Origin of the sequence: Stutzerimonas chloritidismutans (genome assembly GCF_038562055.1) — a bacterium.
Taxonomy (GTDB): Bacteria; Pseudomonadota; Gammaproteobacteria; order Pseudomonadales; family Pseudomonadaceae; genus Stutzerimonas; species Stutzerimonas chloritidismutans_A.
Map to the genome: position 1 here is coordinate 185,946 of NZ_JBCFXD010000002.1, position 25,092 is coordinate 211,037.

General features: G+C 59.3%; 22 protein-coding genes. 7 read left to right on the forward strand and 15 right to left on the reverse strand.

The window, feature by feature from the left end; all coding sequences use genetic code 11:
• Positions 1–60: 60 nt before the first annotated feature.
• Genes AAGW23_RS04310 through AAGW23_RS04320 form a run of 3 tightly spaced genes read left to right on the forward strand, consistent with a single transcriptional unit; the run spans position 61 to position 1,661 of the window.
• On the forward strand, positions 61–633 hold the full coding sequence (locus AAGW23_RS04310) for a PilZ domain-containing protein (protein WP_342405137.1): 573 nt from the start codon (positions 61–63) through the stop codon (positions 631–633).
• Positions 634–636: 3 nt separating this feature from the next.
• A complete protein-coding gene (locus AAGW23_RS04315; protein WP_342405138.1) occupies positions 637–942 on the forward strand; it encodes a phosphodiesterase in 306 nt (101 codons plus the stop codon).
• On the forward strand, positions 939–1,661 hold the full coding sequence (locus AAGW23_RS04320; protein WP_342405139.1) for a glycerophosphodiester phosphodiesterase: 723 nt from the start codon (positions 939–941) through the stop codon (positions 1,659–1,661). The genes AAGW23_RS04315 and AAGW23_RS04320 overlap by 4 nt, the downstream gene beginning before the upstream one ends.
• 114 nt (positions 1,662–1,775) lie before the next feature.
• Here AAGW23_RS04320 and sthA read toward each other — a convergent pair whose 3' ends face one another.
• From sthA to AAGW23_RS04370, 10 genes are all read right to left on the reverse strand, one after another.
• Complete coding sequence (sthA, locus tag AAGW23_RS04325; protein ID WP_342405140.1) at positions 1,776–3,170, reverse strand: Si-specific NAD(P)(+) transhydrogenase; 1,395 nt, start codon at positions 3,168–3,170, stop codon at positions 1,776–1,778.
• A 191-nt stretch (positions 3,171–3,361) separates the two neighbouring features.
• The gene (gene nqrM / locus AAGW23_RS04330) at positions 3,362–3,592 is read right to left on the reverse strand and encodes a (Na+)-NQR maturation NqrM (protein WP_342405141.1); all 231 of its coding nucleotides are present in this window, start codon (positions 3,590–3,592) and stop codon (positions 3,362–3,364) included.
• Positions 3,589–4,614, reverse strand: a complete 1,026-nt coding sequence (locus AAGW23_RS04335; RefSeq protein WP_342405142.1) for an FAD:protein FMN transferase — start codon at positions 4,612–4,614, stop codon at positions 3,589–3,591. The genes nqrM and AAGW23_RS04335 overlap by 4 nt, the downstream gene beginning before the upstream one ends.
• A 1-nt stretch (position 4,615) precedes the next feature.
• Complete coding sequence (nqrF, locus tag AAGW23_RS04340) at positions 4,616–5,842, reverse strand: NADH:ubiquinone reductase (Na(+)-transporting) subunit F (RefSeq protein WP_342405499.1); 1,227 nt, start codon at positions 5,840–5,842, stop codon at positions 4,616–4,618.
• Positions 5,843–5,854: 12 nt separating this feature from the next.
• A complete protein-coding gene (nqrE, locus tag AAGW23_RS04345) occupies positions 5,855–6,463 on the reverse strand; it encodes an NADH:ubiquinone reductase (Na(+)-transporting) subunit E (RefSeq protein WP_102834833.1) in 609 nt (202 codons plus the stop codon).
• Positions 6,463–7,137, reverse strand: coding sequence for an NADH:ubiquinone reductase (Na(+)-transporting) subunit D (locus AAGW23_RS04350; protein WP_178114591.1), 675 nt, complete (start codon positions 7,135–7,137; stop codon positions 6,463–6,465). Before AAGW23_RS04350 ends, nqrE begins: the two co-directional genes overlap by 1 nt.
• On the reverse strand, positions 7,134–7,922 hold the full coding sequence (locus AAGW23_RS04355; RefSeq protein ID WP_102834835.1) for a Na(+)-translocating NADH-quinone reductase subunit C: 789 nt from the start codon (positions 7,920–7,922) through the stop codon (positions 7,134–7,136). The genes AAGW23_RS04350 and AAGW23_RS04355 overlap by 4 nt, the downstream gene beginning before the upstream one ends.
• On the reverse strand, positions 7,915–9,126 hold the full coding sequence (locus AAGW23_RS04360; protein WP_342405146.1) for an NADH:ubiquinone reductase (Na(+)-transporting) subunit B: 1,212 nt from the start codon (positions 9,124–9,126) through the stop codon (positions 7,915–7,917). Before AAGW23_RS04360 ends, AAGW23_RS04355 begins: the two co-directional genes overlap by 8 nt.
• A gap of 3 nt (positions 9,127–9,129) precedes the next feature.
• Entirely contained in the window at positions 9,130–10,467 is a 1,338-nt protein-coding gene (locus tag AAGW23_RS04365; RefSeq protein WP_342405148.1) for a Na(+)-translocating NADH-quinone reductase subunit A, read from the reverse strand.
• Positions 10,468–10,789: 322 nt separating this feature from the next.
• Positions 10,790–12,241 carry a glyceraldehyde-3-phosphate dehydrogenase gene (locus AAGW23_RS04370; protein WP_200637713.1) on the reverse strand — a complete coding sequence of 484 codons (1,452 nt, stop codon included), beginning with the start codon at positions 12,239–12,241 and terminating at the stop codon, positions 10,790–10,792.
• Between the two features lie 160 nt (positions 12,242–12,401).
• Between AAGW23_RS04370 and mfd the strand changes: the two genes are divergently transcribed.
• The 3 genes from mfd to AAGW23_RS04385 are packed head-to-tail and all read left to right on the forward strand — an operon-like array spanning position 12,402 to position 19,668.
• Positions 12,402–15,848 carry a transcription-repair coupling factor gene (mfd, locus tag AAGW23_RS04375; RefSeq protein WP_342405149.1) on the forward strand — a complete coding sequence of 1,149 codons (3,447 nt, stop codon included), beginning with the start codon at positions 12,402–12,404 and terminating at the stop codon, positions 15,846–15,848.
• Positions 15,849–15,887: 39 nt separating this feature from the next.
• Entirely contained in the window at positions 15,888–19,172 is a 3,285-nt protein-coding gene (locus tag AAGW23_RS04380) for a DEAD/DEAH box helicase (protein ID WP_342405150.1), read from the forward strand.
• Between the two features lie 10 nt (positions 19,173–19,182).
• Positions 19,183–19,668, forward strand: a complete 486-nt coding sequence (locus AAGW23_RS04385) for a GNAT family N-acetyltransferase (protein ID WP_342405151.1) — start codon at positions 19,183–19,185, stop codon at positions 19,666–19,668.
• 57 nt (positions 19,669–19,725) lie between these two features.
• On the opposite strand, the gene wrbA is transcribed toward AAGW23_RS04385, so the two are convergent.
• From wrbA to AAGW23_RS04410, 5 genes are all read right to left on the reverse strand, one after another.
• Positions 19,726–20,325 (reverse strand): NAD(P)H:quinone oxidoreductase, encoded by a 600-nt coding sequence (gene wrbA / locus AAGW23_RS04390; protein WP_342405152.1) that lies wholly within the window; start codon positions 20,323–20,325, stop codon positions 19,726–19,728.
• A gap of 48 nt (positions 20,326–20,373) precedes the next feature.
• Positions 20,374–21,072 (reverse strand): pirin family protein, encoded by a 699-nt coding sequence (locus AAGW23_RS04395; protein ID WP_342405153.1) that lies wholly within the window; start codon positions 21,070–21,072, stop codon positions 20,374–20,376.
• A 135-nt stretch (positions 21,073–21,207) separates the two neighbouring features.
• Positions 21,208–22,083 (reverse strand): alpha/beta hydrolase, encoded by an 876-nt coding sequence (locus tag AAGW23_RS04400; protein WP_342405154.1) that lies wholly within the window; start codon positions 22,081–22,083, stop codon positions 21,208–21,210.
• Between the two features lie 78 nt (positions 22,084–22,161).
• Positions 22,162–22,872, reverse strand: a complete 711-nt coding sequence (locus AAGW23_RS04405) for an LrgB family protein (RefSeq protein ID WP_342405155.1) — start codon at positions 22,870–22,872, stop codon at positions 22,162–22,164.
• A complete protein-coding gene (locus AAGW23_RS04410) occupies positions 22,869–23,234 on the reverse strand; it encodes a CidA/LrgA family protein (protein ID WP_342405156.1) in 366 nt (121 codons plus the stop codon). Before AAGW23_RS04410 ends, AAGW23_RS04405 begins: the two co-directional genes overlap by 4 nt.
• 403 nt (positions 23,235–23,637) lie before the next feature.
• On the opposite strand from AAGW23_RS04410, the gene ccoG reads away from it, so the two are divergent.
• Positions 23,638–25,047: a cytochrome c oxidase accessory protein CcoG gene (gene ccoG / locus AAGW23_RS04415; RefSeq protein ID WP_342405157.1), complete on the forward strand. Its 1,410-nt coding sequence runs from the start codon at positions 23,638–23,640 to the stop codon at positions 25,045–25,047.
• The last annotated feature ends 45 nt before the right edge of the window (positions 25,048–25,092 follow it).

The following is a 25,092-nucleotide window of genomic DNA, read 5'->3' on the forward strand; positions in this document are numbered from 1 at the left end:
TGAATGACGACGCCAAGCGGCCTGATACACTCAAGCCATCACTGCAGCTCAGGGATCGACATGCCCATAGAAGACACTGATGATCGCCGCGAATACTATCGTATCGAGGACATGATCGCACTGGAAATCCTGCCGCCGGAACACGCCGAAACAGTCTCAGGGGCGGGTTCGACGCACCGGTTCGCATTGCTCGGCGAACTTCACCAGCTCGACTTCGAAGCACAGCATCTGCTACGTCAGATAGCCGAAGGCAACCGTACACTGGCCAATTACCTGAAGGTACAGAACAAACGTATCGACTTGATTGGCCAGGCGCTCGCTCAGGATCTACTGCAAGACCTCGGTCCTGCACGCCCCACCGTACTGTCAGAAGGCGGCATCAGTTTCGTCAACGACCAACCGCTCCACGTTGGCTCGATCTGGTTGTTGAAGCTGGCGCTGATGCCCCAAGGCCTGGGTATGTTGCTAACCGCCCGCGTGGCGAGCTGCCAAGCCCTCGAGAGCGGGCAGTATGCAATCGGTACGTCGTTCGAAGCGCTGACTGATGCACAGCGACAATTGCTTGCACGACATATCCTGCAAAAACAGGCGGCGGAAAGACGCTTGGCTCGAGAAAGCTCGCAAGGAACCTGATTGATGCACCCTCTTCTGCTCTTACTTCTGATCGTCAGCCTCAACTCGCCTGCAAACGCTGACGGCATCAAAATCCCGCTCGGCCAGCAAGGCCTGGCCAACCTCCCGCTTCCCAGCCGCGGGGACGCGAAAATCGATGTGCTTGATCGTTTCGGTCTGGCCGATGAGGAACACCCAGCTGTCGGACAGCCGCCAATCACTCGCTGGGATTACCACGACTTTTCCGTCTATTTCGAGGGCAATCGGGTGATAGACAGCGTTGTCCACCACCAACATCCCTCGCCATCACAACCAGAGAGACAACCGTGACGCTAATCTACGGCCACCGCGGCGCAAAGGGTGAGGCGCCTGAAAACACCCTGGCCAGTTTCAAGCAGTGCCTCGCGCATGGCGTTCACCGCTGCGAACTCGACCTGCATCTTTCCAAAGATGGTGAGCTGATGGTCATCCATGACCCGACGCTCAAGCGCACCACAGGAAGACGCGGCAAGGTCGTCGAGCATGACGCCCAAGAGCTGACCCAATACGACGCGCGCCAGGGAGGCCCCAGCTGGAAACAGCCATGCCCCATACCGCGCTTAGAGGAGCTGTTCGAGCAGTGCAAATTCGAGCACTGGCAACTGGAAGTAAAAAGTGCCTCGCGCGTTCGCGCCGCGCGCTCCGTATTGGCGATCAAAGCGCTGGCAGAACGTCATGGCCTGCTTGACCGGGTCACCGTGACATCAGGATCGCGAGAGGTACTGCGCGCCTTGAAACGACTGACACCTGAGCTTTCCTGCGGCCTGGTCGCCGAATATGCCTGGCTCGACCCGCTGAAAGTGGCCAAGCAATATGATTGCTCGCTATTAGCACTGAAATGGACCCTGTGCACGCCCGCGCGAATCGCCAAGGCGCGCCAACTTGGCCTGCATGTGTCGGTCTGGACGGTTAACGATCCGGCCTTGATGCGTCGGCTTGCAGATTTCGGCGTTGACAGCGTGATCACCGACTATCCCGGTCTCGCCGTGACGACGCTGCGCAACGCATAAAGCAAGGCCGCCATCATTGGCGGCCCGAATTGCTGCCCTAAAAGCTTTCCCGATTCGGCCAACGCCAATCTCGGGTATCTTCTCCGACCGGCTCAGGCCACCGGTCGGAGCCACTCAAAAAAGCCGGTTTAGCCCGTCGAAGGCAGCGACGCGGTAGGCCTCTGCCATGGTCGGGTAGTTGAAGGTGGTATTGATGAAATACTTGAGCGTGTTTGCCTCGCCCGGCTGGTTCATGATCGCCTGACCGATGTGCACGATTTCCGAAGCCTGATAGCCGAAGCAATGCACGCCTAGTACAGCCAACGTCTCCCGATGGAACAAGATTTTCAGCATGCCGACCGGCTCGCCTGAAATCTGCGCCCGCGCCATGCCTTTGAAGAAAGCCTTGCCTACCTCATACGGCACCTTCGCTTCGGTCAGTTCACGTTCGTTCTTGCCGATCGAACTGATCTCAGGAATGGTGTAGATACCGGTCGGCACGTCATCGACGAAACGCCAGCTGTCGTTCTCTACGATACTGCCCGCTGCAGACCGCCCTTGATCGTAAGCAGCGCTCGCCAACGATGGCCAACCGATTACGTCACCGGCCGCAAAGATGTTGCCGATCTCAGTGCGGTAATGCTCGTCAACTTTGATCTGTCCGCGGCTATTGACCTTGAGGCCGATGTTTTCCAACGCGAGCTTGTCCGTGTTGCCGGTTCGGCCGTTACACCAGAGGAAGGCATCGGCCTTGATCTTCTTGCCCGATTTGAGGTGCAGGATCACGCCGTTGTCCACACCCTCAACCCGCTCGTACTCCTCGTTATGACGAATGAGCACGTTGTTGTTGCGAAGGTGATAGCTGAGCGCGTCGGAAATCTCGTCATCGAGGAAGCTGAGCAGCTGATCACGATTGTCGATCAAGTCAACCAGTACACCGAGGCCGCTGAATATCGATGCGTATTCGGAACCGATCACGCCCGCCCCGTAAATAATCAGACGACGCGGGGTATGGCTCAGGGTGAGAATGGTGTCGCTGTCGTAGACACGAGGGTGGGAAAAGTCGACGTCATCAGGGCGATAGGGACGAGAGCCAGTCGCAATGATGAACTGGTTAGCCACCAGTGTTTCAACCATCCCATTAGCACTGACCACTTCCACGGTCTGCTCATCAGCAAAGCTGGCAGTGCCAAAGAAAATATCAATGCGGTTACGCGCGTAATAGCCCGTACGGGAGGTGACCTGCTTGGCGATTACGCTCTCGGCACTCTTAAGAACGTCGGGAAACGAAAACCAACGAGGCTCACCGATCTGACGAAACAAAGGGTTGGTGTTGTACTGCATGATCTGCCGTACCGAGTGGCGCAGCGCCTTGGACGGGATGGTACCCAGATGGGTCGAGTTCCCCCCCACGTGAGGCCTGCTGTCGACCACGGCGACCTTGCGCCCGGCCTTGACCGCGTTCATCGCCGCGCCTTCGCCGGCAGGGCCGGAGCCCAATATCACCACATCGTAATTGTAGACAGCCATATTCACCCCAGACCAGGCAGCAGGCAGCCCTGCCGCTGTTAACGAATTTGGGAAACCGGGTAGCGGAAGAAGTTGCTTATCGGCGCGCCGCCGAATGGCTTGTTGCGCCGGTGCACGGTTTGCCTCGACCTTGCATGCAAAAACCAACGCTCGGGACACTGAATATCCCGAGCTTTCGATCAAGTCCGCTGTCAGCGTCTGGTCGCGTCGTACGCGAGATCTGCTTTATTGCCGTGGCTTGCCTGTTCATTGACTTCTTCACACTTCTCACGGCTCCCGCCGCAAATCGAACACTCTTTCTCGATGCCAAGATTGGCAATGCCCCCGCAAGAGCCGGCAATGGGCTTTCGGCCCATGATCACACCGATGGACATGCCGAACACCACCAGCAACATGACCAGAAAAACGATTAACCAAGTCATTCGCCTACTCCCGCACCGAACAGCTCATCAAAGGCCTCGGTGCTTTTACTAATGAATTCCTGTCCTTCACGAATCACGAAGAACGCTGCAATGTTCCTCTCCGTCGCGTATGCCAGACCACGCTCCGGCCCAAGCACCATTAATACAGTAGACAACCCATCTGCCCTCAATGTCGAGCGATCGACAACCGTCACGGCGGCCAGATGATGATCAATCGGAGCACCGGTCACCGGGTCGAGCGTATGCGAATAGCGCTTGCCGTCACGCTCGAAATAGTTGCGATAGTCTCCTGACGTGGACACTCCATAGCCATCGAGTTCGACAACCCGCTGTGCTACTCGCTCATTGTCATGCGGCGCTTCGATTGCAATTCTCCAAGGCGCCCCATCGGGTTTACGGCCAAGCGCTTTGAGCTCTCCAGTGATCTCGACAAGATAACGGCGGACGCCGGAAGCCTCGAGATTGGCGCTCACCCGGTCCACTGCATAGCCGGCAGCGATGCTATTGAAATCAACCTGTACGGCTACATCCTTGCAAAGCTGTTCGCCATCAATCCGAAGATGCTCATGCCCCATGTTGTCTCGAGCCGCCGCGATCTCGTCGGCAGAAGGGACCCGCTCGCCGGCTCCATGAGGACCGAAGCCCCAAAGATCGAGCAAGGGTTCTACCGTCAGATCAAAAGCGCCCGCGCTTTCCTCCGAGAGCTGCTGGCCGGCGCGAAAAAGCTCAAGAACCTCGCCGGGCATGGCCATGCACGCGCCGGCAGGAAGCGAATTGAATGTCTCGATATCCGAATCGGCACGGTAGGTAGACATCTGGCAGTCGATCTCGGCCAGGATTGCATCCGTCTCCTTTCGCAGCCGCTCTTTGGAAACGGCGGCGTCATCGGCCACATACTTCACCGAATAGGTACTGCCCATGGTGGGCCCGCCGAAACTTTCTACCTTGTCCTGAAACAGACAGCCCGTCAGGGCTGCCGCCAGGGCGGCAACGATGACGGGCTGAAGTAACGCATGGGTCATACTAACCGCCGAAGTCGTCGAGAAGGATGTTCTCCGGTTCGACTCCCAGATCGGTGAGCATCTTGATCACCGAGGCGTTCATCATTGGCGGTCCGCACATGTAGAACTCACAATCCTCGGGCGCGGGATGGTCCTTCAGATAGTTTTCATACAGCACGTTGTGAATGAAGCCGGTCGGACCGTCCCAGTTGTCTTCCGGTTGCGGATCGGACAATGCCAGATGCCACTGGAAGTTGTCGTTCTCGGCCTGCAGCTGATCGTATTCTTCGACGTAGAAGGCCTCCCGCATCGAGCGAGCGCCGTACCAAAAACTCATCTTGCGCTTGGATTTCAAACGCTTGAGCTGGTCGAAGATGTGAGAACGCATGGGCGCCATACCCGCACCGCCGCCGATGAAGACCATTTCCGCATCGGTGTCTTTGGCGAAGAACTCGCCGAACGGCCCGTACACGGTCACTTTGTCACCAGGCTTCAGGCTGAATACCCAGGAGGACATCTGACCAGGCGGCAGATCATCTTTGCCTGGAGGTGGCGAAGCGATACGGATGTTGAACTTCACCAGCCCCACTTCTTCGGGGTAGTTCGCCATAGAGTACGCACGAATCACGGTCTCCTCGACCTTCGACACATACTTCCATTGGTTGAACTTGTCCCAGTCGCCGCGATACTCCTCCTGGATATCGAAGTCCTGGTAACGGACTTCATGAGGCGGGCATTCCAACTGCACATAACCACCCGCACGGAAGTCGACGTTCTCGCCTTCCGGCAGCTTCAAGGTGAGTTCCTTGATGAAGGTCGCCACATTGGGGTTGGACAGAACCGTGCATTCCCATTTCTTGACGCCAAACACTTCTTCTGGGACTTCGATCTGCATGTTTGCCTTGACCGGCGTCTGGCAGGACAAGCGCCAGCCTTCCCCAGCTTCTCGACGGGTGAAGTGAGACTCCTCAGTCGGCAGCATCTCTCCGCCACCGCTTTCGACGATGCACTTGCACTGTGCGCAGGTGCCACCGCCGCCGCAGGCAGAAGACAGGAAAATATTGTTGGCGGCCAAGGTTTGCAGCAATTTGCCGCCAGCCGGAACCGTAATCGTGCGTTCGCCGTTGATCTCGATGCTCACGTCGCCACTGGAGACCAGTTTGGCGCGCGCCGCGAGAATGATCACAACCAGCGCAAGCACGATGGCGGTGAACATGCCGATGGCGAGGAAAATTTCGTAACTCATCAGTTCATCCCGTCCTTACAGCTGTACGCCAGAGAAAGACATGAAGCCCAGCGACATCAGTCCGATGGTGATGAAGGTAATCCCGAGGCCCTGAAGACCTTCCGGCACATCGCTGTACTTCAGCTTCTCGCGAATCCCGGCAAGCAAGGCGATAGCGAGCGCCCAGGACAATCCCGAACCCATGCCATAGACCACACTTTCAGCCAGGTTGTAATCGCGCTCAACCATGAACAGCGTGCCACCCATGATGGCGCAGTTCACGGTGATCAACGGCAGGAACACGCCGAGCGCGTTGTAGAGGCTGGGCACGTACTTGTCTAGGGTCATCTCCAGGATCTGAACGATTGCCGCGATTACGCCGATGTAGCTCAGCAGGCCGAGGAAGCTAAGATCGACTTCCGGCAGGCCAGCCCAGGACAACGCACCGGCCTTCAGCAGGTAGGTGTAGATCAGGTTGTTGGCTGGAACGGTGATGGCCTGTACTACGATGACCGCGATACCCAGGCCGATAGCCGTTTCGACCTTCTTCGAGATTGCGATGAAGGTACACATGCCAAGAAAGAACGCCAGAGCCATGTTCTCGATGAACACGGCACGGACGAACAGGCTGATGTAGTGTTCCATTAATAAGCCTCCTTGTTCGAGACCTGAGGCGCCATCTTGAAGGACGGCTTCTCGACCTGTTCCCGCTTCCAGCTACGGATGCCCCAGATGAACAGACCGATCAGGAAGAACGCAGAAGGCGGCAACAGCAGCAGGCCATTCGGCAGATACCAGCCACCGTCATTGACGACCGGAAGAATGGTGTAGCCCATCAATTTACCGGCACCGAACAGCTCGCGAATGATCCCGAGCGCGATCAGCATGGCGCTGTAACCCAAGCCGTTGCCGAGCCCGTCAAAGAACGAAAGCACCGGCGGGTTCTGCATGGCAAACGCCTCGGCCCGCCCCATCACGATACAGTTGGTGATGATCAGGCCGACGAAGACCGAGAGCTGCTTGGACAAGGAAAAGGCGTAGGCCTTGAGCACCTGATCGACCAGAATAACCAGTGACGCAATGATCACCATCTGTACGATCATGCGGATGGAACCAGGAATCTGGCTGCGGATCATCGAGATGAACAGGTTGGAAAACGCTACAACCAGTGTCAGCGCGATGGACATTACCAACGCCGTCTTCAGGTTGGAGGTAACCGCCAGCGCCGAGCAGATGCCGAGGATCTGCAGGCCGATGGGGTTGTTGTTGAAGACCGGATTTAACAGGACTTCCTTAATAGTAGGTTGCGACATACTCAAGCCTCCCCAGCGCGCAGGTTAGCGATAAAAGGACCGAAGCCGTTCTCACCGAGCCAGAAGTGCAGCAGATTGTTGACCCCGTTACTGGTCAGCGTTGCGCCGGCCAGCGCATCGACCTGATGGTCGGCTTTCGGGCTCTGCGGATCAACTCCACCTTTGACGATCTGAATCGCCAGCTCACCATCCTCGTTGTACAGCTCCTTGCCTTCCCAAAGGCTGCGCCACTTGGGATTGTCGACTTCGCCACCCAGACCTGGTGTTTCACCGTGCTGGTAGAAGCCGAGGCCCGCCACGGTATTCAGATCTTCCTGAAGGGCAAGGAAACCGTAGAGCGTCGACCACAGACCATAGCCACGTACAGGCAGCACCAGGGTATCCAGTTCTCCCTCGGTTTCGACGATATACACGACGCTGTACTTCTCGCGACGCTTGATCGAAGCGATGTCCTGCTCTGGCGGCAGTGCATCGGACAGCTGTGGGTCTTTCGCAGCAACCAGTGGATCGAAGGTATTTGGATCAAACTCGTCGCTAAACTTGCCAGTCTCGAGATTGACCAGCTTGGCGACGATGCGCTCTTTATACAGCGCCTTCACTTCGGCGCCAGACATACCGGCCTCACCGAGTCCGGCAATCGCCAGAATGCTGCGCTGCTTGTCGAGCTGACGGTTCTCCAGCTGTGTCGGACGCAGTGCGACAGCCGCACCAGCAACAAATACCGAGCACACCAGACAAACCAGCAGGGCCACTATCAGCGTACGGACAGTGGATTCTTTTTGACTAGACATTACGCGCCAGCCTCCGCTTGATATTGGCCTGGATGACAAAGTGGTCAATCAAGGGTGCACAGAGGTTGGCAAATAGAATTGCCAGCATCATGCCCTCAGGGAAGGCCGGGTTGACTACACGGATCAGCACCACCATCACACCGATGAAAATGCCATAGACCCACTTACCGGTATTGGTCATCGCTGCCGACACGGGGTCGGTGGTCATGTAGATCAGACCAAATGCGAAACCACCCACCACCATGTGCCAGTACCAAGGCATGGCGAACAATGGATTGCTGTCCGAACCGATCAAGTTGAACAACGAGCTCAGTGCGATCATGCCGATCATGGTGCCGGCAACGATGCGCATCGACGCGATCTTGGTCATCAGCAGTACCGCGCCGCCGATGAAGATAGCCAGCGTACTGGTTTCACCCAGCGAGCCATGAATGGTGCCGACAAAGGCGTCCATCCAGGTGATGCCGCTTTCCACAACGTTTTCTATGCCACCGGCAAAACCGAGGCTCAGTGCGGTCGCGCTGGCATAGCCATCGACCGCAGTCCAAACGGCGTCGCCGGACATTTGTGCCGGGTAGGCGAAGAACAGGAACGCACGGCCAGTCAGAGCGGGGTTGAGGAAATTCTTACCGGTGCCACCAAAGATTTCCTTACCGATAACGATACCGAAGCTGATGCCCAGTGCGACCTGCCACAGCGGAATGCTAGGCGGCAGCGTGAGCGCGAACAGAACCGAGGTGACGAAGAAGCCTTCGTTGACCTCATGCTTTCGGATCGAGGCGAAAAGCACCTCCCAGAAGCCACCGACGATGAAGGTGACTGCATAAACCGGCAGGAAATATGCTGCCCCCTGAATAAAGTTATCCCACGCGCTGGATGGATCAAAACCCGCCAACGCACTGATCAGTGCAAACTGCCAGCCTTCCTGAACCGCAAGCAGATCAGGGCTTTGGGCGTATATGAGGTTGGCCTGATAACCGGTGTTCCACATACCGAAGAACATAGCCGGAAAGGTGCAGAGCCAGACGGTAATCATCATCCGCTTCAGGTCAATGCCATCACGCACATGAGCGGTAGTCTTGGTGACGCTGCCCGGACGATAGAGGAAGGTGTCCGCCGCTTCGTAGAGCGCGTACCACTTCTCGTACTTGCCGCCCTTTTCGAAGTTGTGCTCGATCTTGTCGAGGAATTCGCGAATGCCCATGCCTTAACCCTCCTTCTCGATACGGGTCAGATTGTCTCGCAGGATCGGGCCGTACTCGTACTTGCCGGCACAGACGTAAGTGCACAACGCCAAGTCTTCTTCATCAAGCTCAAGGCAACCCAGTTTTTGCGCAACCTCGGTATCTCCAACGATCAGCGAGCGCAGCAGCTGGGTTGGAAGAATGTCGAGCGGCATGATCTCCTCGTAGTTGCCCACCGGCACCATGGCGCGCGGGCTGCCGTTGGTGGAGGTTGAGAAAGCGAATTTCTTGCCGCCCATCAACTTGGAGATGTAGATATTGAGGATCGAGTGCTTGTCGCTACCGGCACGCAGGTAGTGCAGCATTTCCCGCTCCTTGCCTTCGCGCAGGCAGGACACCTGCTGGTGATAGCGACCTAGAAAGGCAAAAGCGCCATGCGCTGTACGGCCGCCCAAGACAGACCCGGACACGACACGGTTTGCGCCAGGCTGCAGCTCACCAGCGGTCAGTTCATCAAGATTGGCGCCTAGCCGAGTGCGTACCAGACGCGGGGTTTCTACGACCGGGCCGGCCAACGAGACCACACGCTCCACCGAAAGCTTACCGGTCAGAAACAGCGCACCGATCGCGATCACATCCTGATAACCGATCGTCCACACGCTTTTAGTAGCGCTGACCGGGTCCAGGAAATGGATGTGTGTACCCGCCAGACCTGCAGGATGCGGACCAGCGAAGCGCTCAGTCTGAACCTTGGCTACCTGTTCGCCGGGCAGCGAAGTGCCATCGGCCTTGCACAGAAATAACTTACCCAGATTGCCAAGAACCTTGAGCCCTGCTTCGAAATCAGCAGCCCGCTCCGCAATGATCACTGCTGGGTCGGCAGCCAACGGATGAGTATCAATGGCAGTGACAAAGATTGAACTCGGCACGGCATCGATAGCCGGAACCTTGCTGTACGGACGAGTGCGCAACGCAGCCCAGAGACCGGCTTGCTGCAAATTCTCACGGACCTTCTCGTCACCCAGGCCTTCCAGCTCGGTCGACCCGTACTGGTTGAAAGTCAGCTCTTCGGTGCCCTCCAAATCGACGACCACCGATTGCAGGACGCGCTTCTCGCCACGATGTATCGCGCTTACAACACCCGCACCGGGGGCGGTGAAATGGACGCCAGGTATCTTCTTGTCGGAAAACAGTACCTGACCCAGCTTCACGCGATCACCGACCTGAACTTCCATGGTCGGTTTCATGCCAGGGTAGTCAAACCCTACTACGGCGACGCTTCGCACGGGCCTTCCGGCCTCGATACGCTGCGCCGGCGCACCTGCAATGGGCAAATCTAGCCCACGTTTAATATTGATCATCGGCTCGCCTAACCACTGATTTTGAAAGACTTTTTTACAGGCCCAGCGATTTAGCTGAAGGTCGAATTGCACGACGCGCACCAAAAATATATTGGCGCGACGCTATGCCACGGGCCCAGGTAGAAATCCGTCCGATTATAGAGGCCGCGACACGTGACTGACCACCCAAGGCCTTCCAATTTTTTGACTGAAGACAAGCGGTCATCCGCAACCGACTATTGACGCCTCGTCTGCAAGCACGATGACTGCGGCATACGCGGCGAGTTGAAAAATGAAAAACGGGAGCCGAAGCTCCCGTTTCGCCTGCAGTGCTGGCTGCCTGTTAGCGTGGAAACGCAGGTGGGTTTACGCCCGCCATGTCTTCCATTACGCGCACCACCTGACAGCTGTAGCCGAACTCGTTGTCGTACCAGACATACAGGACGACCCGGTTGTCGCTGCAGATCGTAGCCTCGGCATCCACTACGCCTGCGTGGCGGGAACCTACGAAATCGCTTGAAACAACCTCCTGCGAATTAACGAAGTCGATCTGCTTCTGTAGGTCCGAATGCATGGCCATCTGGCGCAGGTACTCGTTGATTTCTTCGCGGCTCGTTGCCTTTTCCAGGTTCAGATTGAGAATCGCCATGGAAACGTTCGGCGTCGGAACGCGAATGGCGTTGCCGGTCAACTTGCCCTTGAGCACCGGAAGCGCTTTGGCAGCAGCTGTCGCAGCACCCGTTTCGGTGATGACCATGTTCAGCGCAGCGCTACGACCACGACGACTGCCTTTATGGAAGTTGTCGATCAAGTTCTGGTCGTTGGTGTAGGAATGCACCGTCTCGACATGACCATTGACGATGCCGTACTGGTCATTGACCGCCTTCAACACCGGCACGATTGCGTTGGTGGTGCAGGACGCCGCAGATACAATTTTGTCGTCAGCCGTGATCTCGCCATGGTTGATGCCATGAACGATGTTCTTCAACTCGCCCTTGCCAGGCGCCGTCAGCACAACACGGGCAACACCCGGGCACTTGAGGTGCTGGCTGAGACCCTCGGCGTCGCGCCATTTACCGGTGTTGTCGACCAGCAGAGCGTTTTCGATGCCGTACTCGGTGTAATCCACCGAAGCAGGATCGTTCGAATAGATCACCTGAATCAGGTTGCCATTGGCGGTGATGGTATTGTTTTCGGCGTCGATGTGGATGGTGCCTTCGAACGGACCATGGACCGAATCACGGCGCAGCAGGCTGGCGCGCTTGACCAGATCGTTGTCAGCCCCCTTGCGCACGACGATGGCACGCAGACGCAGGCCATCGCCGCCGCCCGTCTTTTCAATCAGGATGCGGGCGAGCAAGCGACCGATCCGACCGAAACCATAGAGCACGACGTCGGTGCCCTTGTGGACGCCGGTGGTGTTGCGCTTGCCAGCGACTTCAGCCAGCTCGTCACGCACGAACTGGTCAAGGCTGCGACCGTTCCCCTCGGCCTTGAACTTCCCCACGACTTTACCTAGGTCCACCGAAGCGGCACCCAGGTCCATCTGGCTCATGGTGGTAAGAATCTGGTGAGTTTCATTGACGCACAGCTCAGCTTCGTCAGCCTGACGGTGACGCGCAAAACGATGAGCTTTGAGCAGTGCGATGACCGAACGGTTGATCAACCCACGGCCATAGATGGAAGTCACCACGTTGTTGTTACGATACAGCTGACCAATCAGCGGAATCATCGCTTCGGCGAGGGCTTCTCGATCAATCCATTCACCAAGACACTGGTCGGGCTTCTGAGTCACGGGCAGTTCCTTCCAACATGTAGGGGCTGAGAAAAAGGGCTACATTATGCCGCCGCACCCTAGCGTCGGCAATCTGTGCAGCCGAAACACTGACAGCGTTCCGCGCGGATAGTTACAATCCCGGCGGTCCATTTTTTATCGACCGGAGCCACGCCCACTCGTGTCCGTATTGCGCCTTCCGCCCATGCCTGCCGCCAGCGGCAAGCAAACCTGGGGCAACCTTCCTGGAGCTGCGCTGAGCCTGGCCATTGCCGAAGCCGCCAGCAACGCAGACCGATTCACCCTCCTTCTGACCGCCGACAGCCAGAGCGCTGAACGCCTGCAGGAAGAGCTTGCCTTCTTTGCGCCCGACTTGCCGGTTCTGCACTTTCCCGACTGGGAGACGCTGCCCTATGACGTTTTTTCACCGCATCAGGACATCATTTCTCAACGGATCGCAGCGCTCTATCAGCTGCCAGAGCTGACTCACGGCGTTCTGGTAGTTCCCATTACCACAGCGCTACACAAACTCGCCCCGAAGCGTTTTTTGCTCGGTTCCAGTCTGGTACTGGATGTCGGTCAGAAGCTCGATGTCGAGCAAATGCGTGCCCGCCTCGAAGCGGCCGGCTACCGCTGTGTAGACACAGTGTACGAACATGGCGAATTCGCCGTTCGTGGTGCACTGATCGACCTGTTTCCGATGGGCAGCCCCCTGCCCTACCGCATCGACCTGTTCGACGATGAAATCGAAACGCTGCGCACTTTCGATCCTGAAAACCAGCGCTCCATCGACAAGGTCGACTCGATCCGTTTGCTGCCAGCCCGCGAATTCCCGCTGAAGAAGGAGTCGGTTACCGGCTTCCGCGCGCGCTTCCGTGAACGCTTCGATGTGGATTTCCGCCGTTGCCCGGTCTACCAGGATCTGTCCACCGGCATCACTCCGGCCGGGATCGAGTACTACCTGCCGCTGTTCTTCGACGAGACCTCGACCCTGTTCGATTACCTGCCGGAGGACACCCAGGTGTTTTCTCTGCCGGGTATAGAGCAGGCCGCGGAGCACTTCTGGAAAGACGTGCGTACGCGCTACGAAGAGCGTCGCGTCGACCCTGAGCGGCCCTTGTTGCCGCCCGCCGAATTGTTCATGGCGGTCGAGGATTGCTTCGCTCATCTGAAGCTGTGGCCACGCGTCGTGGCCAGCCAGGATGACGTGGAAACAGGAATCGGCCGCGAGCGCTTTGCGGCCAGCCGCTTTCCTGAGTTAGCAATAGATGCCAAGGCCAGCGAGCCGCTCGGTGCGCTTCGCCGTTTCCTCGATGAGTTTCCCGGTCGCGTGCTTTTCACCGCCGAATCGGCTGGGCGCCGTGAAGTTCTGCTGGAGCTCCTGGCGCGGCTGAAACTGCGTCCACAGGAAGTTTCAGGTTGGCCGCAGTTCGTTGAAAGCGGCGAGCGCTTGGCCATTTCAATTGCGCCACTGGACGACGGCCTGCTGTTGCAGGATCCGGCTATTGCGCTCATCGCGGAAAGTCCGCTGTTCGGCCAACGCATCATGCAGCGCCGTCGGCGTGAAAAAGGGCGTGATGCTGGCGAAAACGTCATCAAGAACCTCACCGAATTGCGCGAAGGTGCACCGGTGGTGCATATCGACCACGGCGTCGGTCGTTACCACGGCCTGGTCACACTGGAAATAGAGGGTCAGGCCGCCGAGTTCCTCATGCTGCAGTATGCCGAGGACGCCAAGCTCTACGTACCGGTCTCCAGCCTGCACCTGATCGCCCGTTACACCGGCAGTGACGATGCCCTCGCCCCGCTGCACCGGCTGGGTTCGGAAACCTGGCAAAAAGCCAAGCGCAAAGCCGCTGAACAGGTTCGCGACGTCGCTGCAGAGCTGCTAGACATCTATGCCCGTCGCGCCGCACGCGAGGGCTACGCCTTCGAAGACCCGCAGCTGGACTACGAAGCCTTCAGCGCTGGCTTCCCGTTCGAAGAAACGCCGGACCAGCAGGCCGCTATCGAAGCCGTACGCAGCGACATGCTGGCGCCCAAGCCCATGGACCGCCTGATTTGCGGCGATGTGGGCTTCGGTAAAACCGAAGTCGCCATGCGAGCGGCCTTCATCGCGGTGCACAGCGGCCGTCAGGTAGCAGTGCTGGTGCCCACCACCCTGCTCGCCCAGCAGCACTACAACAGCTTCCGTGACCGTTTCGCCGACTGGCCGGTGCGCGTCGAAGTGATGAGCCGCTTCAAGTCCGCCAAGGAGATTCAGGCCGCGGTCGACCAGTTGGCCGAAGGCAAAGTCGACATCCTGATCGGCACGCACAAGCTGCTGCAGGACGATGTGAAGTTCACCAATCTGGGCTTGGTGATCATCGACGAAGAGCACCGCTTTGGGGTGCGCCAGAAGGAACAGCTCAAGGCGCTGCGCAGTGAAGTGGACATTCTGACCCTGACCGCCACGCCGATTCCGCGCACGCTGAACATGGCCGTCGCGGGGATGCGTGATCTGTCCATCATCGCCACGCCGCCGGCGCGTCGACTGTCAGTACGCACCTTTGTCATGGAGCAGCAAAACTCCGTGATCAAAGAGGCGCTACTGCGCGAGCTGTTGCGAGGCGGCCAGGTCTATTACCTGCACAACGATGTGAAGACGATCGAGAAGTGCGCCGCCGATCTCGCCGAACTCGTGCCGGAAGCGCGCATCGGCGTAGGTCATGGGCAGATGCGCGAGCGCGAGCTCGAACAGGTGATGGGCGACTTCTACCACAAGCGCTTCAACGTACTGATCGCCTCGACCATTATTGAAACGGGCATCGACGTACCGAGCGCCAACACCATCATCATCGAGCGTGCCGACAAGTTCGGGCTGGCCCAGCTGCACCAGTTGCGCGGTCGGGTCGGACGCAGCCACCACCAGGCCTACGCCTACCTGCTGACACCACCACGCAAGGCCATGACCCCCGACGCGGAAAAGCGCCTGGAAGCCATCGCCAACGCACAGGATCTCGGGGCGGGCTTCGTCCTGGCCACCCACGATCTGGAAATTCGCGGCGCGGGTGAGCTGCTCGGAGATGGCCAGAGTGGGCAGATTCAAGCGGTCGGTTTCACGCTTTATATGGAAATGCTCGAGCGCGCGGTCAAATCCATTCAGAAAGGTGAACAGCCGAACCTGGATCAACCGCTGGGTGGCGGACCGGAGATCAATCTGCGCGTCCCGGCGCTGATTCCGGAAGACTACCTGCCCGATGTGCATGCGCGGCTGATTCTCTACAAGCGCATCGCTAATGCTGCCGACGAGAACGGTCTGCGTGAACTGCAGGTCGAGATGATCGACCGGTTTGGACTGCTGCCCGAGCCGGCCAAGCACCTGGTCAGGCTGACCCTGCTTAAGCTGCAGGCCGCTAGCCTCGGCATCACCAAGATCGACGCGGGGCCTCAGGGCGGGCGTATCGAGTTCGCCGCGGACACCAGCGTCGACCCGATGGTGCTGATCAAACTGATCCAGAGCCAGCCCAACCGTTACAAATTCGAAGGCGCCACGATGTTCAAGTTTCAGGTGCCGATGGAGCGTGCCGAGGAGCGCTTCAACACGCTCGAAGCCTTGCTCGAACGTTTGTCCGTGGAAAAGCCGTAACGATGCCGACGATGCCCGCTCTCGCCAATCGACCCACCGATGCAGGGTGACTTTGTCCCCAACCTGCCAGCCGCATGGCGACTGCCGTTTTCTGAAAACGCTATCGCCAGGGGCCAGCAGTACGCAGCGGAGGACCGCATCAGGGTTGTGCGGGAGGATTCGCGTTATGTCGAAGCGACCTGTCGCGGTTCAGGTGGCAGCGCCTATCGTCAGTCGCTTGAACTGTCCCGCGACGGCAGGCTCAGCTGCCTCTGCAGCTGTCCGGTGGGTCTCAACTGCAAGCATTGCGTAGCCCTGATAGCCACCCTCGAAATGCAAGCCGAGCGCTTGCCCGTCAAGCAGAGCGCGCAGTCTGGCGAGCGATTCCCTGACCGGCTGGAACAATGGCTATCGCAGCTCCCACAGGCGTTGGGCGACAACCTGCAAGCCGGCCAAGGCTGGTGCCTGCACTATCTGTTATGCCCTGACCTCTCCATAGAGGTCTACAAGGTGCGCCAATACCAAGACGGCACCTGGGGCGAGCGACAGCCCTACTACGGTCTGCGCGAAGCCGGCTTTCGCCAGCCAAACTTCATGCAACCGCTCGATCTACGTATTGCCGCACTGGCTACGCTGGGCCGCACGTCGGGTAATGGATTCAACCTGAACGGCGAAAACGGCGGCGAAATCCTGCGGCTGATTCTACAGACCGGTCGCGGCTTTCTCAGTTGGGATAAACCGGCGCTGCAGCCCGGTCGGTCCCGCCAGGCACGCTTCAGCTGGAACGAGCAAGCCGACGGCAGCTACAGGCCTGGCCTGGACATGGGCGATACCGACAGCGAGCTGGTCACCGCTGTGGACCCGCTGCATTACATTGACAGAACGCAGAACGAACTGGGCCTGATCGACCACGGCCTGCCGATGCCCCTGGCCCGGCACCTGCTCGACGCACCAGCGGTGCCATCCGCGCAGGCGGCCCTGTTCAGTCTGACACTCCATGAAATTGCCCCACAGCTGCCAGCACCCGCCAAGGCTGAACAACATCAGGTTGATGACCTGCTTCCCCTGCCCCACCTGAGCCTAGGCAGTCATCAGGCGGTCAACTATCAGCCCAGCAGCGGGCGCATGGTCAGCGAACACCAGCATCGTGCCGGGTTGAGTTTCCTCTACGGCCGTACTCAGGTTCACGGCAAAGCCAAGCCTGGCCAGCGGCTACGGCAGGCCGATGGCACTCGCGTGCTTAGCATTGCCCGCCAGCCAGACGTCGAGCAGGCACTGCGCCAGCAATTGCAGCAACTGGGTTTCCGTCCGGCGCTGCGTCAGAGCCTCGCGCTCCCCAACGACTCGGCAGAGATGTTCGAGCTGCCGAACGAGGCGGCGTGGCTGAATTTCACGCAGACCCAGCTCTCGCCGCTGCGCGAGCAAGGCTGGCAGGTGGTCATGCACCCCGGCTTTGCGTATGACGTGACACCGATTGATGCCTGGTATGTCGAGGTCGACGAACCACCCGAGCACAGCTGGTTCGACCTGGAGCTGGGTATCGTCGTCGAAGGCGAGCGAATCAGTCTGTTACCGGTTCTGCTCAGCCTGATCAGGCGCAACCCTGCGCTGCTTTCAGCGCAAGCGCTGGCTCAACGCAGCGACGACGAGACCCTTCGGGTGCCACTTGCCCGGCGCCGGGATGAGGATGATCAGCCGTTACAGGTGTTGCTGCCTTTCGGTCGTTTGAAGCCCATCCTCGCGACCCTGTCCGAGCTTTATCTGCAGGAACAGCCAAACGGCGAACACTTGCGGCTGGAGCGATCGGATGCCGCGAGGCTGGCCGAACTGGATGCGCTTCCCTTGCAATGGAAGGGCGGTGAGCACCTAAGGTCGTTCGCCCAGCGACTGCGCGATTACCGCGAACAGGACATCCGCCCACCGCAGGGTCTGAACGCAACGCTGCGCCCCTATCAGCTGGACGGCCTGCGCTGGATGCAAACCCTGCGCACACTCGCGGTCGGCGGGGTTCTGGGCGACGACATGGGCCTGGGCAAAACATTGCAGACCCTTGCTCACCTGTTGCTGGAGAAGCAAGTCGGCACGCTGGACCGACCCTCGCTCGTCGTGATGCCCACCACGCTTATCCCCAATTGGCAGGACGAAGCAGCCCGCTTCGCGCCGTCACTGAAAGTCGCGACGCTGCATGGGACTACACGTCGAAAGCTCTACCAGCATCTGGGCGATTACGATCTGCTGCTTACCACCTACGCACTGCTGCCCAAAGACATCGACCTGCTCGCAGACGTACCGCTGCATGTGCTGGTGCTCGACGAAGCCCAGAACATCAAGAATGCCAGCAGCAAGGCGGCACAAGCTGCCGGACGGTTGAATGCCCGCCAGCGTCTCTGCCTAACCGGCACGCCGCTGGAAAATCATCTGGGTGAGCTCTGGTCACTGTTTCATTTCCTCATGCCCGGCTGGCTGGGCGACGCAAAGCAATTCAACCGCGACTACCGTACCCCCATCGAGAAACACGGCGACGCCGAGCGGCTGGAGCACCTCAGCAAACGGATAAAACCCTTCCTGCTCAGGCGGCGCAAAGAGCAGGTTGCCCAGGAGCTGCCGCCGAAGACCGAGATACTGCACTGGGTCGAACTCAGCCCGGCTCAGCGCGACCTGTACGAAACCGTACGACTGGCCATGGACAGCAAGGTCCGCGAGGAGATCGACCGCAAAGGCCTGGCGCGCAGTCAGATCGTTATCCTCGATGCACTGCTCAGGCTGCGCCAGGTGTGCTGTGATCTGCGCCTGGTCAAGGGCGAAGCCGTGCGACCAGTTCGAGGCGGCACCTCAGGCAAGCTCGATAGCCTAATGGAGATGTTGACCGAACTGCTCGCTGAAGGCAGGCGAATCCTGTTGTTTTCACAGTTCACCTCGATGCTCGCATTGATCGAAGACGAGCTGCAGAGCCGCGCCATCGACTACGTTCAGATCACCGGCGAAACCAAGGACCGGCGCACCCCGGTGAAGCGGTTCCAGAACGGGGACGTCCCGCTGTTCCTAATCAGCCTGAAAGCTGGCGGTACCGGCTTGAACCTGACCGCGGCCGACACCGTGATCCATTACGACCCCTGGTGGAACCCGGCCGCGGAAAACCAGGCCACCGACCGCGCCCACCGCATCGGTCAGGACAAGCCGGTATTCGTTTACAAGCTGATCGCCAGGGCTACCGTCGAAGAAAAGATCCAGCAACTGCAGCAACGCAAAGCCGAACTGGCTTCCGGCGTGCTGGACGCCGGTGAGCAAGGCGGCTGGCAACTGGAGCCAAGTGATATCGAGGCGCTGTTCGCGCCACTGCCCTAGGAAAATGGACATGCGCCGACTGGTTGCCCCCGCCGATTACGATCGCGTCTACGACATCTACATGCACGAAACGGTGGTGCCTTTCCTCGGCTTCGACCCGATGCCACGCGAGGCTTTCAGCAAGGTGTTCGACCCGTTGTTCGAGAGCGGCTGTTTTTACCTGTACGAGGTCGATGGCAAAGTGATGGGCTTCTACAAGGCGCAGCGGCATGTTGGTCGCACCGCCCATGTGGCCTACCTGGGAACCTTGGCCGTGGCGCCGGAAGCGCAAGGCCGAGGCGTGGCCGTAGCAATGATGCAGGACGCGATCTCGCGGCTGTGGAAAGCGGGCATCACTCGTATCGAGCTGACAGTTGAGGCGGACAATCCCCGTGCCATTGCGTTTTATGAGCGCCTAGGCTTTGTCCACGAGGGAACTCAGCGCGCGGCCTACAAACGTGCCAGCGATAGCGGCTACGTCAACGAGCTGATGTACGGGTTGCTGCGGAACGATTGATTGCGGGTCGCCGAGGTGCCGGGCGAGCCAAGCCGCCACGGCACCATTGGCAGCGGGTCAGCTTTTCAGCTTCACCGTGGTCTGGGCCACCAGCTCGCCCTGATAGCGGGCGATGGTCAGTTCTTTGTTCGAGGGCTGGCGCGAGCCATCGCCGCCAGCGATAGTCGAAGCGCCGTAAGGCGTTCCGCCGTTCATTTCGGAGATGTCGAAGAACTCGCCGATGCCATAGCCGGTCGGCACGATGATCATTCCGTGGTGGGCCAGCGTGGTCCAGGTCGAGGTAATGGTCATCTCCTGGCCACCGCCGGTGCCGGTGGAGGTAAACACGCTGGCGACCTTGCCGTGCAGCGCGCCCTTGGCCCAGAGCCCGCCGGTCTGGTCGAGGAAGGTGCGCATCTGGCTGGACATGTTGCCGAAGCGCGTCGGCGTACCAAAAATGATCGCGTCATAATCGGCTAGCTCCGAGGGACTGGCGACCGACGCCTCCTGGTCAACCTTGCCGCCTGCATTTTTGAAAGCCTCTTCCGGCATGGTTTCCGGCACGCGCTTGACGGTCACTTCTGCCCCTTCAACGCGACGCGCACCTTCGGCCACTGCATTGGCCATTGTTTCGACGTGGCCATACATTGAGTGGTACAGCACAAGAATCTTTGCCATTTCTCAGTTTCCTCTTCCTGGGTTGTGTTCCGGTTTGTGTCGATACGCTCAGCGCACATCGACCAGCACAATTTCACTGTCTTCCAACGCCTTGACGCTCAGCCGCGTCTCGTCTCGCACAGCAACACCGTCACCCGCCGCTGCAATGTGCTCACCGACTGCGATACGTCCGCTGGCAGACACCATGTAGATCTTACGGTCCGGGCCAATGTCGTATTCGGCAACCTGACCGGCCGAAAGTGTCGCGGCAACCACGCGGGCATCGGCACGTATGGGCAACGCCTCGCCGTCCGCGGCCATGCCGCTGGCCAGGGTGACGAAGCTGCCAGCCCGCTCCCCTGCCGGAAAAGGCCGTGTGCCCCAGGCGGGCGCCAAGCCGGACTGGTCCGGATAGATCCAGATCTGGAAGATCTCGGTGGTCTCGTCTTCGCGGTTGTATTCGCTGTGGGCTATACCGGTGCCTGCGCTCATCACCTGAACGTCGCCCGCCACGGTCCGCCCGCGGTTGCCGAGGCTGTCTTCATGGGTGATGGCCCCTTTGCGCACGTAGGTGATGATTTCCATGTCGCGGTGCGGATGAGTGGGGAATCCGGAGTGCGGAGCGATGCTGTCGTCATTCCAGACCCGCAGATGACCCCAGTGCATGCGCGCCGGATCATGATATTCAGCAAACGAAAAGTGATGACGCGTATCCAGCCATCCATGATCAGCAGCGCCAAGGTCCGCGCGCGGACGAATATCGATCATTGCACAAGCCTCACTAACTGGCCGACTCGACTGTCAGCGTCGAGCGGCGGAATGAGGTCATCATCTATTGAATGGGCGATTATATGGTTGGATTTTTCCGCACAAATCAATCGTAAATACTGATACGTCGACTCGTCACCCAAGAAAAGCCAAAACCTCTTCCAGAAGCAGCTCGGGCACCTCTTCAGGCAAATAGTGCCCAGCCGGTAACGCCTTGCCTCGTACGTCCTGCGCCACCGCACGCCACTCCTTCAGCGGATCGAAGCATCGCTCGATGATTCCCTGCGCCCCCCAGAGCACCAGCAAGGGCGCCAGGATCGTTCGACCAGCGGAGCGATCAGCCCGATCATGCTCGAGGTCGATGCCCGCGCTGGCTCGATAGTCTTCGCAGAACGCGTGGATAGTGCCGGGCTGCTTCATGCAACGCAGGTACTCGGCGTAAGCCGCCTCCGTGAATGGGTGTACGTGATCGGCGCGGGTTGCCACGGCGCTCTGCAGGACGAGTTCGGGGTTCGCTTCGAGCAGGATTTCCGGCAGCGGCGCCGGGCGAATCAGAAAGAACCAGTGCCAATAGGCACGGGCGAAGGTTTCGTCGGTCTGGCTGTACATGGCCAGGGTCGGCGCGATATCCAGCAGGATCATCCTGCGTACCGCCTCTGGGTGATCCATCGCCAGCCTATGGCTGACTCGCGCACCGCGGTCGTGGGCGAGAATGTCGAAGTGCTCGAAGCCCAGCGAGCGCATCAGCTCGACCTGATCCCGCGCCATTTCGCGCTTGCTATAGCCGACGTGGTCTTCGCCGCCGTCGGGCTTGCTGCTATCGCCGTAACCGCGCAGGTCAGCCGCCACGACGGTGAAGCGTTCAGCCAGCTGATCGGCGATTTCGTGCCAGATCACATGGGTTTGCGGGTAGCCGTGCAGCAGGAGCAGGGGCGGACCGGCGCCGCCCTTCCGATAGTTGATCCGAACGCCATTGACTTCGCACTCGCTACGCTGGAACTGCTCGAACATGGGACCGCTCCTGAGATGGGTGCCCTAAGCCTAGGCGTACCCGAAGCAATCGCAAAGGTTCGAGACCGCAAACCAGCGTCAGCCCAGCGCCAGCGGCAGGAACAGCGCGATCAGGATGCCCAGCAGACTCATCCCAAGCGCCGAAAACGCGCCACACTCGTCCCCTTCCTCCAGCGCCCGCGCCGTACCGATGGCGTGCGCATTGATGCCGTAGCTCAAACCGCGTGCCGCCGGATGATCGACCCCAGCCCAGCCAAGCAACAGCGGGCCCAACGCCGTGCCGATCACGCCCGTCAGCATGACGAAGACCGCCGCCAGCGACGCGAGGCCTCCCAATTGCTCAGCCACCAGCATGGCAATCGGCATGGTCGCCGCCTTGGGCGACAGGCTCATCAATACGGCCAGGTCCGCGCCCAACGCACCGGCGATGGACAGCGTCAGGACAACGCCCAGCACCCCACCGCTCACCAACGTGATGAGGATTGGCCAGAACAGCTGCTGAATGCGGCGGATATGGCGGTACAACGGCACTGCCAACGCGACCGTCGCAGGGCCGACCAATACGGCGATCATCGACGCATCGGCGCGGTAGCTTGCGTAGTCGATGCCGCACAGGTACAGCATACCGACCACCAGCAGCATGCCGACCATTACCGGCTGCAACACCAGCCAGCCGCTGCGCCGGTAGAGCGCCAGCGCCAGCTGAAACGCAATCAGCGTAAGCCCCACTGAAAACAGCGGGTGATCCAGCATCATGGCCCAGACGCTGCGCCAGTCAATGCCGCTCATGCCTGATCCTCACGCTGCCGATCCGTCCGCCTGATCAGCGTCTGCATCAACCAACCGCAGAACGGCACGGTTACCACCAGCGACAGGACCAAGCCGGCGGCAATAGCCGGCAGGTCATCGAGCAACGCATCGCTGCTGGTCATGATTCCCGCCGCCGGCACGATGAGCAGTAACGGCAGGTACTGCAACAGCAGCGCAGCGGTCTTCTCGAGGGGTTCAGGAATGCCTCGTCGCAGCAGCAACAGCGCAAACAGCAACACCATGCCAATGATGGGGCCCGGCAAGACAGGCAGCAGCGAAAGATGGATGACGCTGCCGATCAATTGCAGCACGACCAGCCAAGTCAGGCCTTTAAGAATCATCAGGGGTCCTTTAATGCAGCGGAACGGAATAGGTAATCATGCAGGGAACGGTCGTCGACAGCACGTCCCTGCGCGTCAGCAGGCTGACTATCACTCGCCACTACCGCAGCGAAACAGGTGCAGCTGAACTTAAAAAAAGCGGATCAGATGGTTGGCTACCGCTGTGACCTGGTGTCGCAGCGGCAGACACCCGCTGGCACTGGAGTAGTCGTCAGGCCCACCATCCAACCTCCCAGGACCAGCAGCAACGCACCTCACAGCGCGATTATCATTGATCGCATGACCGCGCCCACGGAAGATTCTGTCATCTGATCCGTATTTATTCGGTCAACCTGAGACTGTTATGCGGGGTACCCCAACCGGATCATCAGCGCCGCCTGATTAGCCTGATAGGGGCGACACAATGACCGAACGCATCCCAGTAACAATCATCGACACCGTCAATCCACGCAAGCCGATCCGCCTGACCCCGGCACAGGCCGGCGGGCCGATTCATACCCGCAGTTTTACCGGGCTGTTCCGCAATCTGCGCCTGATTGGCGGTGGACTCTTGTTCCTGCTTTATTTCGGCACCCAGTGGTTGACCTGGGGCGGACGCCAGGCGGTGCTATGGGATGTCGGCAAACAGCAATTTCACATCTTTGGAGCGACCTTCTGGCCGCAGGATTTCATCCTGCTATCGGCGTTACTGATCATCGCCGCCTTTGGCTTGTTCTTCATCACAGTGCTCGCGGGTCGAGTCTGGTGCGGTTACGCCTGCCCGCAAAGCACGTGGACCTGGGTGTTCATGTGGGCCGAGAAAGTTACCGAAGGTGATCGCAGCCAGCGAATCAAACTGGATGCCGCCCCGCTGTCACTCAGCAAGTTGTTGCGACGCGCTGCCAAGCACGCCGTCTGGCTGGCCGTAAGCCTGGCCACAGCGATTGCCTTCGTCGGCTACTTCACGCCTGTCCGTGATCTGGTCATCGATCTGTTCACCCTGCAGCTGAGCGCAACCGCCGCGTTCTGGCTGTTCTTCTTCACCGCCGCGACATACATCAATGCCGGCTGGCTGCGGGAAAAGGTGTGCGTACACATGTGCCCCTATTCGCGCTTCCAGAGTGTGATGTTCGATGCCGACACCCTGGTGGTGTCCTACGATGCCGCTCGCGGCGAACAACGAGGCGCGCGGCGCAAAGACGCCAACCCAAAGGCCGAGGGCCTTGGCGACTGCATCGACTGTACCCTGTGCGTGCAGGTCTGCCCGACGGGCATCGATATCCGCGACGGCCTGCAACTCGATTGCCTGAGTTGCGGCGCCTGTATTGACGCCTGCGACAGCGTCATGGACAAGATGGGTTATGCCCGGGGTCTGGTTCGATATACCTCCGAACGTGCGCTTGAAGGCGGCCAGACCAGGCTACTGCGACCGCGTCTGGTCGGTTATGCCGGAGCGCTGGCTATTATGATCGGTGCCTTCGTCTGGGCGTTGGAAGCGAGACCAACGTTATCCCTGGATGTAACCAAGGACCGCACCCTTTACCGCGAAAATACCCAGGCCCAGATCGAAAATATGTACAGCCTGAAGATCATCAACAAAACCCAGCAGCCGCGCGACTATCTGATCAGTCTGGACGACGGCCCCTACGAGTTGCACGGCCCGCACCAGATAAACCTGGCCGCAGGGGAGATCGTCAACGTGCCGGTCAGCGTGGCGCTCGTTAACGACAACGGTGACGCCCCCCGACAGGTGAACTTCTCGGTCACCGACGCGAGCGACCCGACACGCCAGGTAACCGCTCCGAGTACCTTCATTGCGCCAAGGGTTCGGTAGGATGGTGGCTGCGCGCACGAGCCACTCACGCGGCTGACCAATATC

Excerpts from the sequence above, each read along its gene's own strand:
- AAGW23_RS04310 (WP_342405137.1), top strand. The coding sequence starts at position 61 with ATGCCCATAGAAGACACTGATGATCGCCGCGAATACTATCGTATCGAG.
- AAGW23_RS04315 (WP_342405138.1), top strand. The coding sequence starts at position 637 with ATGCACCCTCTTCTGCTCTTACTTCTGATCGTCAGCCTCAACTCGCCT.
- sthA (WP_342405140.1), bottom strand. The coding sequence starts at position 3,170 with ATGGCTGTCTACAATTACGATGTGGTGATATTGGGCTCCGGCCCTGCC.
- nqrM (WP_342405141.1), bottom strand. The coding sequence starts at position 3,592 with ATGACTTGGTTAATCGTTTTTCTGGTCATGTTGCTGGTGGTGTTCGGC.
- AAGW23_RS04335 (WP_342405142.1), bottom strand. The coding sequence starts at position 4,614 with ATGACCCATGCGTTACTTCAGCCCGTCATCGTTGCCGCCCTGGCGGCA.
- nqrE (WP_102834833.1), bottom strand. The coding sequence starts at position 6,463 with ATGGAACACTACATCAGCCTGTTCGTCCGTGCCGTGTTCATCGAGAAC.
- AAGW23_RS04355 (WP_102834835.1), bottom strand. The coding sequence starts at position 7,922 with ATGTCTAGTCAAAAAGAATCCACTGTCCGTACGCTGATAGTGGCCCTG.
- AAGW23_RS04360 (WP_342405146.1), bottom strand. The coding sequence starts at position 9,126 with ATGGGCATTCGCGAATTCCTCGACAAGATCGAGCACAACTTCGAAAAG.
- AAGW23_RS04365 (WP_342405148.1), bottom strand. The coding sequence starts at position 10,467 with ATGATCAATATTAAACGTGGGCTAGATTTGCCCATTGCAGGTGCGCCG.
- AAGW23_RS04380 (WP_342405150.1), top strand. The coding sequence starts at position 15,888 with ATGCAGGGTGACTTTGTCCCCAACCTGCCAGCCGCATGGCGACTGCCG.
- AAGW23_RS04385 (WP_342405151.1), top strand. The coding sequence starts at position 19,183 with ATGCGCCGACTGGTTGCCCCCGCCGATTACGATCGCGTCTACGACATC.
- wrbA (WP_342405152.1), bottom strand. The coding sequence starts at position 20,325 with ATGGCAAAGATTCTTGTGCTGTACCACTCAATGTATGGCCACGTCGAA.
- AAGW23_RS04395 (WP_342405153.1), bottom strand. The coding sequence starts at position 21,072 with ATGATCGATATTCGTCCGCGCGCGGACCTTGGCGCTGCTGATCATGGA.
- AAGW23_RS04400 (WP_342405154.1), bottom strand. The coding sequence starts at position 22,083 with ATGTTCGAGCAGTTCCAGCGTAGCGAGTGCGAAGTCAATGGCGTTCGG.
- AAGW23_RS04405 (WP_342405155.1), bottom strand. The coding sequence starts at position 22,872 with ATGAGCGGCATTGACTGGCGCAGCGTCTGGGCCATGATGCTGGATCAC.
- AAGW23_RS04410 (WP_342405156.1), bottom strand. The coding sequence starts at position 23,234 with ATGATTCTTAAAGGCCTGACTTGGCTGGTCGTGCTGCAATTGATCGGC.
- ccoG (WP_342405157.1), top strand. The coding sequence starts at position 23,638 with ATGACCGAACGCATCCCAGTAACAATCATCGACACCGTCAATCCACGC.